The 13,599-nt window shown below is 73.9% G+C and carries 13 protein-coding genes and 1 riboswitch; of the genes, 4 read left to right on the top strand and 9 right to left on the bottom strand.

Annotated features, from left to right (window positions below; genetic code table 11):
* Positions 1 to 29: 29 nt before the first annotated feature.
* The 3 genes from RDV89_RS14050 to RDV89_RS14040 form a co-directional block, all read right to left on the bottom strand.
* Positions 30 to 746 carry a GntR family transcriptional regulator gene (locus tag RDV89_RS14050; protein ID WP_315733711.1) on the bottom strand — a complete coding sequence of 239 codons (717 nt, stop codon included), beginning with the start codon at positions 744 to 746 and terminating at the stop codon, positions 30 to 32.
* Positions 747 to 825: 79 nt separating this feature from the next.
* Positions 826 to 3,378: an ABC transporter permease gene (locus tag RDV89_RS14045; protein ID WP_315734254.1), complete on the bottom strand. Its 2,553-nt coding sequence runs from the start codon at positions 3,376 to 3,378 to the stop codon at positions 826 to 828.
* Positions 3,378 to 4,157, bottom strand: coding sequence for an ABC transporter ATP-binding protein (locus RDV89_RS14040; protein ID WP_315733709.1), 780 nt, complete (start codon positions 4,155 to 4,157; stop codon positions 3,378 to 3,380). The genes RDV89_RS14045 and RDV89_RS14040 overlap by 1 nt, the downstream gene beginning before the upstream one ends.
* Positions 4,158 to 4,253: 96 nt before the next feature.
* On the opposite strand from RDV89_RS14040, the gene RDV89_RS14035 reads away from it, so the two are divergent.
* Together RDV89_RS14035 and RDV89_RS14030 are read left to right on the top strand one after the other, a co-directional pair.
* Positions 4,254 to 4,889, top strand: coding sequence for an alpha-ketoglutarate-dependent dioxygenase AlkB (locus tag RDV89_RS14035; RefSeq protein ID WP_315733707.1), 636 nt, complete (start codon positions 4,254 to 4,256; stop codon positions 4,887 to 4,889).
* Positions 4,890 to 4,909: 20 nt separating this feature from the next.
* On the top strand, positions 4,910 to 5,164 hold the full coding sequence (locus RDV89_RS14030; RefSeq protein ID WP_315733705.1) for a DUF3253 domain-containing protein: 255 nt from the start codon (positions 4,910 to 4,912) through the stop codon (positions 5,162 to 5,164).
* Positions 5,165 to 5,230: 66 nt separating this feature from the next.
* Here the strand turns inward: RDV89_RS14030 and groL are convergent, their stop codons facing one another.
* From groL to RDV89_RS14015, 3 genes are all read right to left on the bottom strand, one after another.
* Positions 5,231 to 6,856, bottom strand: coding sequence for a chaperonin GroEL (gene groL, locus RDV89_RS14025; protein ID WP_315733703.1), 1,626 nt, complete (start codon positions 6,854 to 6,856; stop codon positions 5,231 to 5,233).
* 200 nt (positions 6,857 to 7,056) lie between these two features.
* Entirely contained in the window at positions 7,057 to 7,917 is an 861-nt protein-coding gene (locus RDV89_RS14020; protein ID WP_315733701.1) for a DcsG N-terminal domain-containing protein, read from the bottom strand.
* 19 nt (positions 7,918 to 7,936) lie between these two features.
* The gene (locus RDV89_RS14015) at positions 7,937 to 8,893 is read right to left on the bottom strand and encodes an SGNH/GDSL hydrolase family protein (protein WP_315733699.1); all 957 of its coding nucleotides are present in this window, start codon (positions 8,891 to 8,893) and stop codon (positions 7,937 to 7,939) included.
* 189 nt (positions 8,894 to 9,082) lie between these two features.
* On the opposite strand from RDV89_RS14015, the gene RDV89_RS14010 reads away from it, so the two are divergent.
* Positions 9,083 to 9,439, top strand: coding sequence for a YciI family protein (locus RDV89_RS14010; protein WP_315733697.1), 357 nt, complete (start codon positions 9,083 to 9,085; stop codon positions 9,437 to 9,439).
* A gap of 56 nt (positions 9,440 to 9,495) precedes the next feature.
* Positions 9,496 to 10,710, top strand: coding sequence for an RNA polymerase sigma factor (locus tag RDV89_RS14005; RefSeq protein WP_315733696.1), 1,215 nt, complete (start codon positions 9,496 to 9,498; stop codon positions 10,708 to 10,710).
* Here the strand turns inward: RDV89_RS14005 and RDV89_RS14000 are convergent.
* From RDV89_RS14000 to otsB, 3 genes are all read right to left on the bottom strand, one after another.
* A complete protein-coding gene (locus tag RDV89_RS14000) occupies positions 10,682 to 10,960 on the bottom strand; it encodes a MoaD/ThiS family protein (RefSeq protein WP_315733694.1) in 279 nt (92 codons plus the stop codon). The two genes, RDV89_RS14005 and RDV89_RS14000, sit on opposite strands and share 29 nt — an antisense overlap.
* Positions 10,961 to 10,995: 35 nt before the next feature.
* Positions 10,996 to 12,285, bottom strand: a complete 1,290-nt coding sequence (thrC, locus tag RDV89_RS13995; protein ID WP_315733692.1) for a threonine synthase — start codon at positions 12,283 to 12,285, stop codon at positions 10,996 to 10,998.
* Positions 12,286 to 12,294: 9 nt separating this feature from the next.
* A riboswitch (SAM riboswitch) is annotated at positions 12,295 to 12,432 on the bottom strand.
* A gap of 310 nt (positions 12,433 to 12,742) precedes the next feature.
* Positions 12,743 to 13,588, bottom strand: a complete 846-nt coding sequence (gene otsB, locus RDV89_RS13990; RefSeq protein ID WP_315733690.1) for a trehalose-phosphatase — start codon at positions 13,586 to 13,588, stop codon at positions 12,743 to 12,745.
* Between the last annotated feature and the right edge of the window lie 11 nt (positions 13,589 to 13,599).

Here is a 13,599-nt window from a genome sequence, read left to right as displayed (position 1 = left end):
GACGTGCGGAGCGCGAGCCGGGTGGAGCCTCAGTCGTCGCTCAGCTGGACGTAGAGGGTGAACCGGTCGGCGCGGTAGACCGAGCGCGAGACCTCGACGACCTTGTCGTCGGCCACCGCCCGCCGCGCCACCCGCAGCACCGGGGTGCTCGTGGTGATCTCGAGGGCCTGGGCCTCCTCGGCCGTCGGCAGGTCCGCGGTCACGGAGTCCTCGGCCCAGGTCGGGCGCAGGCCGCGCATCGCGAGGGCCTGGTAGAGGCTGGTGGGCATGCCGCTCTGCAGGAAGCCGGGCAGGAGCACCTCGTTGAGGTAGGCGTCCTCCACGCACATCGGCTGGCCGTCGGCGCGCCGCAGACGCTTCCAGTGGATGACCGCGTCGCCCTCGGTGACGTCGAGCGCACGGGCCACGCCGGGACCGGCCTGCTCGCGGCGGGCGAGGATGGTCTGCGACTCCGACATGAGGCCGCGGCGCTGCATCTCGGCGGAGAAGCTGAGCAGCAGGCCGACCTCGTTGCGGGGCTTGGCGACGAACGTGCCGCGGCCGGGCACCCGCTCGAGCAGGCCTTCGCCGACGAGCGCGTCCATCGCCTGGCGCACCGTCATCCGGGCCACGCCGAAGCGCTGCACGAGCTCCCGCTCGGACGGCGCGGCCGAGCCGGGCTCGGCGTCGGCGACGAGCTGTCGCACGTACTCACGCACCTGGACGTGCTTGAGCGGCTCACGCTCGAGGGCGACGGCATTCTCCACGTCGGCCACGGTAGGCAGGATCGGCGCTCCTGTCCGCCATTTCGAGCGAGATTTGAGGAACTTCCGTGGTTCCTGGCCGCTACTCGGACCCCACGGCCGTCAGCACGTCCATCCGGGCGGCCCGTCGCGCCGGCAGCACCGCGGCGAGCACGCCGACCACCAGCGAGGCCGCGCCGAAGCCGGCGAGCTGGCCGAACGGCACGCTGATCACCTCCAGGCCCTCGTCGCGCAGCGCCGCCATGAGGGCGACGCCGAAGACGACGCCCATCACCAGCCCGAGCACCGCGCCGAGCGCGGCGATGACGACCGACTCCAGCGTCACCATCCACCGCAGCTGCCCGCGTCCCAGCCCCACGGCCCGGAGCAGACCGACCTCGCGGGTGCGCTCGACGACCGAGAGGGCGAGGGTGTTGACGATGCCGAGCACGGCGATCACGAGCGCCAGCCCGAGCAGGGCGAAGATGACCAGCACGAGCTGGTCGATCGGCTCGCGCTGCTCCGCGGCGTAGGCGGCCTGGTCCTTGACGGTGACGAGCGGGTTGTCCCCGACCACGGCCGAGAGCCGCTCCTCCACGCCGTCGAGGCCGCCCGCCGCGTCCGCCGCGGCGTCGACGACGAGGGTGTTGTCGAGGTCGCGGTAGCCGGCGTCGAGGAGCGTGGCGGTGGTCGTGACGACCGGGAAGCCGAGGACCGGGTCGGGCTCGATGACGGCCACGACGGGGTAGTCGGTCTCGCCGGCGAGCGTGGAGAGGGTCAGCTCGTCGCCGACCTCGAGGCCCTGCTCCTCGGCGTACTCGTCGTCCACCACGACGGTGCCGTCCCGCAGGTCGCCGAGGTCCCCGTCGACGGTGACGACGTCGAGCGCGGCGAGGTCAGCGGGGTCGACGCCGCCGAGCCCCTGCGGGCGGGAGCCGGACTCGACGAGGCCGTAGCGCAGCGCCACGAGCCGCTCGACGCCGTCCACCTCGCGCATCCGGTCGGCCACGGCGGTCGAGAAGCCCTGCCCGATCTGGTTGCTGACCACGAAGTCGCCGGGGAAGGTCTGCTCGATGGTGCGGTCGACCGAGGCCTTCGCCGAGTCGCCGAGGATGGCCATGGTGCTGGCGAGCGCCAGGCCGATCATCAGCGCGGAGGCCGTCGCCGCGGTACGCCGCGGGTTGCGCAGCGCGTTGAGCCCCGCCAGGTTGCCCACCGCCGCGAAGGCGCGGCGGAAGAGCGCGTGGGCCGCCAGCAGGAGCGGCCGCCCCAGCACCGGGCTGGCCGCGGCCACGCCCAGCAGCACGGCGAGGACGCCCAGGCCCACCCACCAGCCGGCGCGGGGCACGTCGGCGAACAGGCCGGCGACCATGGCGGCGGCGCCGAGGGCGACGAGCACCACCCCCAGCAGCATCCGCCGTCGGATGGTCGTCTCGGGCAGCGCCACGTCGTCGCGCAGCGCCTGGACCGGGGCGATCCGCGACGTGCGCCGCGCCGGGCTCCAGGCCGCCACCATCGTGACCACGATGCCGACGCCGTAGGCCGCGAGCACGGTGCGCGGCTCCAGCACCAGGGGCTGGCCCTCGAGGTCGAGGCCGAAGGTCGCGAACAGCGCGCGGATCCCCATGGCCAGCAGCACGCCGAGGCCCAGGCCGATGGTCGAACCCACCAGGCCCACCACGAGCGCCTCGAGCTGCACCGACCGGATCACCTGGCCGCGCGAGGCGCCCAGGGCCCGCAGCAGGGCGAGCTCGCGGGTGCGCTGGGCGACCAGCATCGAGAAGGTGTTGACGATGAGGAAGCCGCCGACGACCAGCGCGATGCCCGCGAAGATCAGCAGGAACGTCGTGAGGAACGAGATGGCCTCGAGCAGGAACGAGGCGGACTCGTCCGCCGCGTCGTCGCCCGTGATCGCCTCGGCGCCGTCGGGCAGCAGCGGCGCGACGGCGTCGCGCAGCTCCTCCTGCCCGACGCCCGGCTCCGCCGTGACCCAGATGTCGGTGTAGGCGTCCTCGCCGTCGAGGAAGAGCTGCTGGGCCGTGCCCATGTCGACGACCGTGATGGTCGCGCCGTTGAGGGAGGCGCGCTCGCCGAAGCCCACCAGGCCGACCAGCTCGGCCCGCAGCTGTCCCTGGGCCGACGGCGTGATCAGCGGGACCGTGTCGCCGAGGTCGTAGCCGGCCCGCTCGGCGGTCGCCCCGTCCAGCGCGATCTCGTCGGCGCCCTCGGGCGCGCGTCCGTCGAGGAGCCGGAGCCCGTCGTTGCCGCCCGCCGCGGGGCGGGTCGTGAAGCCGAGGGAGAGCCCGGGCGCGCCCTGGCCCCCGACCACCTTGCCGTCGGTGTCGACCACGTAGACGCCCGCGGTCGTCACGCCCCCGTCGGCGCGCGCGGCGCCGTCGACCGCGGCCAGCTCGTCGACCAGGGCCGCGGGCACCGACCGCGTCGAGCCCTCGACGGCCCCGAACGACGTGCCGGCGTCGGGGCGCACGACGACGTCACCGACGGTGGAGGAGAACAGCGACGTGAACGAGCGCTCCAGGGTGTCGGAGAACATCAGGGTGCCGCACACGAAGGCGACACCGAGCACGATCGCGAACGTGCTCATCAGCAGGCGCACCTTGCGCCCGAGCAGGCTCTTCCAGGCGGCCCGCAGCATCACGCGCCGCCGTCGGACGCCCCGGCGTCCAGCGCCGCGGCCGTCATCCGGGTCATCACCGCGAGCACCTGCTCGCGGTCGGGGTCGCGCAGCTCGTCGACCACCAGGCCGTCGGCGAGGAAGACCACGCGGTCGGTGTACGCCGCCGCCACCGGGTCGTGGGTGACCATCACGACCGTCTGCCCGACCTCGTGCACGCTGCGGCGCAGCAGGCCGAGGACCTCGGCGCCCGACTGCGAGTCGAGGTTGCCGGTGGGCTCGTCGGCGAACACGATGTCGGGCCGGCTGACGAGCGCCCGGGCGACGGCGACGCGCTGCTGCTGCCCGCCCGACAGCTCGTTCGGCCGGTGGCCGAGGCGGGGGCCGAGGCCCACGGTGTCGACCACGGTCTCGAAGAAGCCCTCGTCGGGGCGGCGGCCCGCGATCGCCAGCGGCAGGAGGATGTTCTCGCGCGCCGTGAGCGTCGGCACGAGGTTGAAGGACTGGAAGACAAAGCCGATCCGGTCGCGCCGCAGCCGGGTCAGCTCCTTGTCCTTGAGCCGGGTCAGCTCCGTGTCGCCGATGCGCACCGAGCCGGAATCGCCCGTGTCGAGGCCGGCGCAGCAGTGCATCAGCGTCGACTTGCCCGACCCGCTGGGCCCCATCACGGCGGTGAACTCGCCCTGCGCCAGGTCGAGGGTGACGCCGGCGAGCGCGGTGACCCGGGCCTGCCCGGTGCCGTAGGTCTTCACCAGGTCGCGCACGCTCGCCGCGGGCGGCGGCGCGGAGGGCTCGGTCATGGGTCCACTCTGGTCCCTCCCCCGGTCCGACGCCACCCGGGACGACCCCGACCCGTCCCCTGTTCTTCGAACCTGTGTTCGACTACCGTGCGGGGCATGGACTTCCAGGGCTCCCTGTTCGGCGGCCTCGCCCCCACGGCGTACGCCGACGGCGTCCCGCCGCTGCGCGGCCGTGTCGAGCGCCGCCACCTCGGCGACGGCGCCTGGATCGACGTCGCCCGCGACTGGCTGGCGACCGCGGCCGACGAGGTCGCCGCGGCGATGGTCGCCGACGTGCCGTGGCGCGCGGAGCGTCGACCGATGTACGACCGCGTGGTCGCCGTGCCGCGGCTGCTGCACACCTACGGCGCGGGCGAGGACCTCCCCCACCCCGCCCTCGTCGCGGCCCGCGAGCAGCTGAGCGCGCACTACCGCGACGAGCTCGGCGAGCCGTTCGTGACCGCCGGCTGCTGCTTCTACCGCGACGGCGACGACTCCGTGGCCTGGCACGGCGACACCATCGGGCGCGGGTCGACCCACGACACGATGGTCGCGATCGTCTCCTTCGGCGACCCCCGTCGCCTCGCCCTGCGCCGCCGCGGCGGCGGCCCGTCGACCGGGGTCGTGATGGCGCACGGCGACCTCGTCGTGATGGGCGGCAGCTGCCAGCGCACCTGGGAGCACGCCGTGCCCAAGGTGGCCCACGCCGGCCCCCGCCTGTCGGTGCAGTTCCGCCCGGCCGGGGTGTTCTGAGTCCTGGCACGCTGGAGGCCATGACGGCCTCCGCCTCCGACATCGAGCGCACCACCCGCGACCTGCTGGCCCGTCGCCGCGACGGCGCGACGATCTGCCCCTCCGAGGTGGCCCGCGCGCTGGGCGGCGAGGGGTGGCGCGACCTCATGGAACCGGTACGCGGGGTGGCCGCGGACCTGGCCGACCGCGGCGAGGTCGTGGTGACGCAGGGCGGCGAGACGGTGGACGTACGCACCGCGAAGGGGCCCGTGCGGATCGGGCTGCCGCAGGGCTGAGACGCGCGGAGGCCCCCGCTCCGTGACGGAGCGGGGGCCTCGCGGTGCTTCAGCGACGGGCGGGACTCAGAAGTCCATGCCGCCCATGCCGCCGGTCGGGTCGCCCGCGGGGGCGGCCTTCTCCGGCTTGTCGGCCACGACGGCCTCGGTGGTGAGGAAGAGCGCCGCGATGGAGGCGGCGTTCTGCAGCGCGGAGCGCGTGACCTTGGCCGGGTCGATGATGCCCTCGGCGACCAGGTCGACGTACTCGCCCGTGGCCGCGTTGAGGCCGTGGCCCGGGGTCAGGTTGCGCACCTTCTCCGCCACGACGCCGCCCTCGAGGCCGGCGTTGATGGCGATCTGCTTGAGCGGGGCCTCGATGGCGAGACGCACGATGTTCGCGCCCGTCGCCTCGTCGCCCGTGAGCTCGAGCTTGTCGAACGCGGAGGCGCCGGCCTGGACGAGCGCCACGCCGCCACCGGCGACGATGCCCTCCTCGACGGCGGCCTTGGCATTGCGCACCGCGTCCTCGATGCGGTGCTTGCGCTCCTTGAGCTCGACCTCGGTGGCCGCGCCGACCTTGATGACGGCCACGCCGCCGGCCAGCTTGGCGAGGCGCTCCTGGAGCTTCTCGCGGTCGTAGTCCGAGTCGCTGTTCTCGATCTCGGCGCGGATCTGGTTGACGCGACCGTTGATCTGGTCGCTGTCGCCCGAGCCCTCGACGATGGTCGTCTCGTCCTTCGTGACGACGACCTTGCGCGCCTGGCCGAGGAGCTCGATCCCGGCGGTCTCGAGCGAGAGGCCGACGGTCTCGGAGATGACCTGGCCGCCGGTCAGGATCGCGATGTCCTGCAGCATGGCCTTGCGGCGGTCGCCGAAGCCGGGGGCCTTGACGGCCACCGACTTGAACGTGCCGCGGATCTTGTTGACGACCAGCGTGGACAGGGCCTCGCCGTCGACGTCCTCGGAGATGATGAGGAGCGGCTTGCCGGTCTGGATGACCTTCTCCAGCAGCGGCAGCAGGTCCTTGACGTTCGAGATCTTCGACTCGACGAGGAGGATGTAGGCGTCCTCGAGGACGGCCTCCATGCGCTCCATGTCGGTGGCGAAGTAGGCCGAGATGTAGCCCTTGTCGAACCGCATGCCCTCGGTCAGCTCGAGGTCGATGCCGAAGGTGTTCGACTCCTCGACGGTGATGACGCCTTCCTTGCCGACCTTGTCCATCGCCTCGGCGATGATCTCGCCGACGGACACGTCGGCCGCGGAGATGGCCGCGGTGGCCGCGATCTGCTCCTTGGTCTCGATGTCCTTGGCCAGGTTCAGCAGCTGCTCGGAGACCGACGCGACCGCAGCCTCGATGCCCCGCTTGAGGGCGATCGGGTTGGAGCCGGCGGCCACGTTGCGCAGGCCCTCGCGCACCAGCGCCTGGGCGAGGACGGTCGCCGTCGTCGTGCCGTCACCGGCGACGTCGTCGGTCTTCTTCGCGACCTCCTTGACCAGCTCGGCGCCGATCTTCTCGTAGGGGTCCTCGAGCTCGATCTCCTTGGCGATGCTCACACCGTCGTTGGTGATCGTGGGGGCGCCCCACTTCTTCTCGAGCACGACGTTGCGGCCCTTGGGACCGAGGGTGACCTTGACGGCGTCGGCGAGCGTGTTCATCCCACGCTCGAGGCCGCGCCGGGCCTCCTCGTTGAAAGCAATGAGCTTCGACATGTCTCCTGCGATTCCTTGTCTGCTGGAGATGCGGACAAGCCCGGCGGTCGCCCGCGACGGACGATCAGACCGACCGGCGGACCCTTCCCGCCGTCGCTGCTGACCTCGACCTCCGAGCCGAGATGCTGCGTAGCACTCTCAGAGGGAGAGTGCCAGCGTCATGTTTAGCACTCGCCCCCTGCGAGTGCAAGCAGCCGGGCTCAGCGCAGCCGGGCCGCGACGAGGTCGGCGAACCGGGCGGCCATGGCCGTGTCGACCTCGAGGTAGAGGCCGGGCTCGATGAGCTCGAGCTCGCTGACCACGAGGCGGCCCTCGTGCTCGAGGAGGTCGACGCGGGCGTACGCGAGGTCCGCGGCGTGGCGGGCGGCCGCGGCGCGCACCGCGGCCTCGGCGACCGCGCCCGCCTGCTCCGCGACGGGGACGCCCCGCGTGGTGCCGCCCAGGTGGCCGTGCACCCGGATCTCGCCCGCCGCCGGCACCTTCTCGACCTGGACGACCGCGCGGCCCTCGAGCACGAACACCGAGGTCTCCCCGCGCGTGCGCACCGACTCGACCAGCGGCTGCGCGACCCACGGCCCGGCGGTGAGCTGCTCGAGCACGGGGTCCAGCGGACCGGTGGCGACGACGACGCCGACCCCGCCGGCGCCGGTGGCCGGCTTGACCACCGCGGAGCCCCATCGCTGCGTGACCTCGGTCAGGACCGGGACCAGGGTGCGGTCGTCCAGCGGCACCGTCGGCACCACGGCGACGTCCTCGCCGAGGCCGACCAGGTAGTCCTTGACCGCGTTCCAGGCGAAGACGTCCGGACCGTTGAGCACGGTGGTGACCGCCGCGGTCGCGCGGGCCCAGTCGAGGAACTCCCCGAGCCGGCGGTGGTAGTCCCAGGTGGCCCGCACGGCCACCAGGTCGGCAGCGGCCCAGTCGACCGCGGGGTCGTCCCACACCGCCCAGGCGGCCTCGATCCCCCGCTGCTCGAGCTCGGCGACGAGGAGGTGGCCGCCCTCCTCCCCCTGCGGCATCAGCTGGAAGGTGGCGAGGAGGACGCGGGGACGGGTGCTCATGGGCGCGACCCTAGGACCGTCACCGGTGCGCGGACGAGCCGGCCTGGCTGTCGGTCCGGCTGTCGGGCGGGCCGTCGGGCTCGACCTGGTCGTCGATGCCCCAGTCGTCGAGGTCCCCACCCGCGTACGCCCGCGGCGCGGCCTCGTCGACGACCTCCGGCGCGTGGTGGCCGAACGGCACCTCGCCGACGTGCCCGAGGGCCGCGAGTACGGACGGCAGCACCGCCTTGGCGGTGCGCCGGTAGCCGGCGGCGCTGGGATGGAAGCGGTCCAGGCTGAACATCTCGTCGGGGTTGGTGATGAAGAACGGGCCCACGACGTCGGCGAGGGAGACGGCCCACGCCCCGGAGGCGAGCGCCGTCGCGCGCTGGGCCGCGGCCAGCTGGCGGGAGGCCCGCGCCCCCAACGCCCGCAACGGCTGCGGCACCGGTCGCAGCGCGCCGAGGTCGGGGCAGGTCCCCACCACGACGCGGGTCCCCCGGGCCTGCAGCTGCTCGACGGCCTCGCGCAGGTGCAGCGCGGACTCGGCGACCGGGACCCGGTGGGTGACGTCGTTGCCGCCGACCACGACCACGGCGACGTCGGCGGCGTAGTCGGCGGGCAGCGTCGCGAGCTGCTCACCCAGCATGCTCGACTCGGCGCCGACGCGCGCGACGGTGCGCAGCCGCACCGGGCGCTCCGCGTGCCGCCCGACCAGCTTGGCCAGGCGCGCGCCGAAGGTCTCGTTGGGCGCCTCGGCGCCGAGCCCGGCCGCGATGGAGTCGCCGACCACGAGGAGCTCGACGGGGTCGCCGGCGTACCGCTTGCGGTAGACCTTGTCGGCATCCAGCGCCGTCTCGCCGAGCGGCTTGCCGATGATCCGGCGGGCCGCCGCCGCCTGCCGACGCAGCAGCGAGCGCCCGCCGTAGCCGACCGCGACTCCGAGCCCGCCCGCGGTCGCGGCGAGCACCGCCGCGACCTTTCCCTTCGAGGACATGGGGACGGAGGTTGCCGGCCCCGCGCGAGCACCGGGTGAACGCACCCCGAACGCGCCGCGAGAACCCCGTGGAGGTTCCCCGCGGACGGGCGTCCCGAGATTCTCGCGGGTGGGTGTCGATCGGGACGGACCTCGCGCGTCATCTCGGTGGAAGACTGACCGGACGGACCAGGAGAGCGGGGAGACGGCATGAAGTTCGTGGTGCTGATGACGGAGGACGACCACTACGCCAAGTGGGACGCGGCGGACGACGAGCTCAAGCAGCGCGTCGTCGCCGACTTCCACGCCTTCGACGCGGCGGTCGCCGCCCGGGGCGAGGTGCTCGGCGGCGAAGCGCTGGCGGCGCCCGACCAGGCCCGCACCGTGCAGCCGGCGCCCGAGGGCGAGCGGGCGGTGACCGACGGTCCGTTCGCCGAGACCGTCGAGCAGCTCGGCGGCTTCTACCTCGTCGAGCTGCCCGACCTCGAGACGGCCGTCGAGGTCGCGCGACTGCTCCCGCGAGAGTACACGATCGAGGTCCGGCCCGTAGTCGGGATCGACGTCTGAGCGAGCAGCAGGCCCTCGACGGCGTCGCTGCGGCCCACCGGGAGCACTGGGCCCGGTTGCTGTCGCTGCTGGCGGCCAGGTTCGCGCGGCTCGACCTCGCCGAGGACGCCCTCGGTGACGCGTTCGAGGCGGCGGCGCGGACCTGGCCGCGCGACGGCGTGCCGGCCAACCCGCCGGCGTGGCTGCTCACCGCCGCCCGCCGCCGGGCCCTCGACCGGCTGCGCGCCGAGGCCGTCGCGGCGCGGTCCGTGCCGGAGCTCGTCGTCGAGCACGAGGCCCGGGAGGAGGCGCAGCGGGTGATGGCGGACGCGGGCGAGGAGGTCACCGACGAGAGGCTGCGACTGGTGCTCCTGTGCGCCCACCCACGGCTGCCCCGCGAGAACGCCGCCGCGCTGACGCTGCGGCTCGTGCTCGGCGTGTCCACCGAGGACGTGGCGCGGCTCTTCCTCGTGCCGACCGCGACGATGGCCGCGCGGCTGACCCGCGCGCGCAAGCGGCTCGCCGGCGCGGAGCTCGCCGTGCCGTCGGGCGCGGCCCTCGCCGAGCGCACCGCGGTGGCCGCGGAGGCGGCGTACCTGGCGTTCACCGCGGCCTACGCCCCCGGCAGCGGCGACGACGTCGTGCGCGCGGACGGGGCCGGCGAGGCGGTGCGCCTCGTCCGGGTGCTGCGCGACGTGGCCCCGCCGGGCGCGGCGGCCGACGGTGAGCTCGACGCCCTGCTCGCGCTCGTGCTGCTGCAGCACTCGCGTCGCGACGCCCGCGTCCGCGACGGTCGACTCGTGCTGCTGGCCGACCAGGACCGGCGACGCTGGCGCCACGACGAGGTCGCCGAGGCCCTCGCCCTGCTCACCCCGCTGACCCGGGCGCCGGCCGCGCCCTACCTGCTGCAGGCGCTGGTCGCCGCGGAGCACGCGGTCGCACCCACCCCGGGGGCGACGCGCTGGGACCGGGTGGTGGCGCGCTACGACGAGCTGCTCGCCCTCGCCGGGTCCCCCGTCGTGCGCCTCAACCGGGCGGTGGCCCTGGCCGAGCGGGACGGCCCCGACGCCGGGCTCGCCGCCCTGGCCGGGCTGACCACGCGCGACCTGCCGGGCCACCGGCTCCCCGCCGTGCGGGCCGAGCTGCTGGCCCGCACGGGCCGGGACGACGATGCGGTCGCGGCGCTCGAGGCGTACGACACCGCACTGACGCTCTGCCGCAACGAGGCGGAGCGCGCCCACCTGCTGCGGCGCCGTGACGAGGTCAGCAGCCGCCGGCGACCGCGGGGATGATCGAGACCTGGGCGCCGTCGGGGGTGGCGGTGGCCAGGTCGTCGAGGAAGCGGACGTCCTCGTTGCCGACGTAGACGTTCACGAAGCGACGCAGGTCGCCCTCGTCGTCGAGCACGCGGCCTTTGATACCGGGGTAGCTGGCGTCGAGCGCCTCGAGCACCTCGCCCAGCGAGCCACCCTCGGCGCTCACCTCGGAGGCGCCGCCGGTGTAGGTGCGCAGGATGGTCGGGATGCGGACGGAGACGGGCACGTCGGTTCCTCGTTCTCTGGTCGGGGCGGTCGCGCTCAGGCGAGGCCGGTAGCGGCGAACGCGGCGTAGGTCGGCGCGATGGTCGCCGCGGGGGCCACGCTGCCGGCGACCGCGTCGAGCGTCTTGAGGCCGTGGCCGGTGTTGATGACGACCGTCTCCAGGTCCGGGTCGAGCTGGCCGGACTCCACCAGCTTCTTCAGCACACCGACGGTCGTGCCGCCCGCGGTCTCCGTGAAGATGCCCTCGGTGCGGGCCAGCAGCACGATGGCCTCGCGCACCTCGTCGTCGCTGATGTCCTCCACGACGCCACCGGTCCGGCGGCACACGTCGAGCACGTAGGGCCCGTCGGCCGGGTTGCCGATCGCGAGCGACTTGGCGATGGTGTCCGGCTTGACCGGGCGCACCACCTTCTTGCCGTCCTTGAACGCCGCCGAGACCGGCGAGCAGCCGGTGGCCTGGGCGCCGAAGACCTTGTACGGCTTGTCCTCCACCAGCCCGAGGTCGATCAGCTCGCGGAAGGCCTTGTCGACCTTCGTCAGCTGCGAGCCCGAGGCCACGGGGATGACGATCTGGTCGGGCAGCCGCCAGCCCAGCTGCTCGGCGATCTCGTAGCCCAGCGTCTTCGAGCCCTCGGCGTAGAACGGACGGACGTTGACGTTGACGAACGCCCAACCCTCCTCCTCGCCGGCGATCTCGCTCGCGAGCTTGTTGACGTCGTCGTAGTTGCCCTCCACCGCGACCAGGGAGTCGGTGAACACCGCGGAGTTCACGACCTTGGGGGTCTCGAGGTTGCTGGGGATGAACACGACCGTCTTGATGCCGGCCCGGGCCCCGGCGGCCGCGACCGCGTTGGCCAGGTTGCCGGTCGAGGGGCAGGCGAACACGCGGGCGTCGAGCTCGCGGGCCGCGCTCAGGGCGCAGGCGACGACGCGGTCCTTGAACGAGTTCGTCGGGTTGGTCGAGTCGTCCTTCACCCACAGCTTGCTCAGACCGAGGGTCGCCGCCAGGTTGTCGGCGGCGAGCAGGCGGGTGAAGCCGGGCTCGGTGTTCGGGCTCGACTCGATGTCGCTCGGCACCGGCAGGAGCGCCTTGTAGCGCCAGATGTTGGCCGGCCCGGCGGCGATCTCCTCGCGGGTCACGGCCGGGAAGTCGTAGGACACCTCGAGCGGGCCGAAGCACTCCGGACACGCGTAGAAGGGGCCCAGGGCGACCTGGTGGCCGCACTCGCGGCAGGCCAGCGCGGTGGCGTTGCCGAAGGCGCCCTCACGCAGGCCGGGCGACGGTGCAGGGGTGGTGGTCTCGGTCTCGACGACGGACGCGCTCATGAGTCCTCCTCCTCATCTTCCCCGCGACGGCTCTCGCCCCGGGCCGGATTTAGCACCGTCTCCGCGACTGCGCCCGATGGGCGCAGGGAGATCGCGGCGGTTGCCGGGACGTCAGCGGGCCGTTCCCTCAGTCCCTCTCGATGAGCTGGTCAGAGCGTAGGGACGGCGCGGCGGGCACGCCTAATCGCCGTCCCGAGATGCGGGACGGTGCGCCACATGGTGAGACTCGGTCGTCGTCGGCGGGTCGGAACGGGCGGCCCTCTTCGACCGACGCATCGCGCCCCGCCCTGCCCCGCCGACGAGAAAACGCGGACCGGTCTCGGGAGAACGCGGACGCACGGGCGCCCGGAGGCGGTCCGGGTCCGCGTTTTCCCGCGCACGGTCCGCGTTTTCTTTCGCGGCGCGGCGCGGCGGGTCGGGCCGGCAGGGCGGAAGGGTCGGACAGACAGGTGGTCGCTCAGGTACGCACGGACGCGGCGTCGGCAGTGAGCCCGCGCAGCAGGTCGAGCACGCCCTCGGGGCCGGCGACGACGACGTCGGCGAGCTCGGCGAGCGCGCTCTGCTCCTCCGAGGCCGAGCAGACCAGGAGGGTCGGCATGCCCTGGCGGCGCAGGTCGTCGACCGCCTTGAACGCCTCGACGTCGCCGAGGTCGTCGCCGGCGAACAGGAAGGCGCCGGCGCGGGTCTCGCGCACGAGGGTGCGCACGGCCTCGCCCTTGTGCATGCCGGGGGCGCGCACCTCGATCACGCTGCGGCCCGGCTCGACGCCGAGGTCGTTGGCGGCGGCCAGGTCGGAGACGCTCGGGAGCAGCCGCTCGAAGGCGCCCTGCGGGTCCGCCAGGCGCCGGGTGTGCACGGCGATGGCGAGGCCCTTCTCCTCGACGTACGCGTCGGCGGCGTCCGCCTCGCGCAGCACCCGGGGCAGCCCGAGCAGGAAGGTGGACAGCCCGTGCGGGGGGCGCGGGGAGCGGACGCGGCGGTCCTGGGTGTCCCAGCGCTCGTTGCCGTACTGCCCGAACACGAACAGGTCGCTGCCGGCGTCGTGGACCAGCTCGCCCACCTCGTCCAGGCCGCCGAGGGCGAGCACCTGGCGCGCGGGGCGGCCGGTGACGACCGCCAGGGCGCGCACGTGCACGGCCAGGTCGACGAGCACTCCGGGGGCGTCGTCGTGGATGTGGGCGACCGACGGGTCGTCGACGATGGGCGAGAGCGTGCCGTCGAAGTCGAGACCGACCACGGCGCGCGACGCGGCGCGTACCAGCTCGGCGTAGCGCCGCTGCGCCTCCGGCGAGGAGAACTCCATGAGGGCTAGTG

Source organism: Nocardioides imazamoxiresistens (assembly GCF_032378595.1).
GTDB classification, from domain to species: Bacteria; Actinomycetota; Actinomycetes; order Propionibacteriales; family Nocardioidaceae; genus Nocardioides; species Nocardioides imazamoxiresistens.
Note: the sequence above shows the minus strand (reverse complement) of the source record. Positions and strands in the feature narration are given on the sequence as shown.

Coding starts and splice junctions, on each gene's coding strand:
- RDV89_RS14045 (WP_315734254.1), bottom strand. CDS start 3,378: ATGCTGCGGGCCGCCTGGAAGAGCCTGCTCGGGCGCAAGGTGCGCCTG.
- RDV89_RS14040 (WP_315733709.1), bottom strand. CDS start 4,157: ATGACCGAGCCCTCCGCGCCGCCGCCCGCGGCGAGCGTGCGCGACCTG.
- RDV89_RS14035 (WP_315733707.1), top strand. CDS start 4,254: ATGGACTTCCAGGGCTCCCTGTTCGGCGGCCTCGCCCCCACGGCGTAC.
- RDV89_RS14030 (WP_315733705.1), top strand. CDS start 4,910: ATGACGGCCTCCGCCTCCGACATCGAGCGCACCACCCGCGACCTGCTG.
- groL (WP_315733703.1), bottom strand. CDS start 6,856: ATGTCGAAGCTCATTGCTTTCAACGAGGAGGCCCGGCGCGGCCTCGAG.
- RDV89_RS14020 (WP_315733701.1), bottom strand. CDS start 7,917: ATGAGCACCCGTCCCCGCGTCCTCCTCGCCACCTTCCAGCTGATGCCG.
- RDV89_RS14015 (WP_315733699.1), bottom strand. CDS start 8,893: ATGTCCTCGAAGGGAAAGGTCGCGGCGGTGCTCGCCGCGACCGCGGGC.
- RDV89_RS14010 (WP_315733697.1), top strand. CDS start 9,083: ATGAAGTTCGTGGTGCTGATGACGGAGGACGACCACTACGCCAAGTGG.
- thrC (WP_315733692.1), bottom strand. CDS start 12,285: ATGAGCGCGTCCGTCGTCGAGACCGAGACCACCACCCCTGCACCGTCG.
- otsB (WP_315733690.1), bottom strand. CDS start 13,588: ATGGAGTTCTCCTCGCCGGAGGCGCAGCGGCGCTACGCCGAGCTGGTA.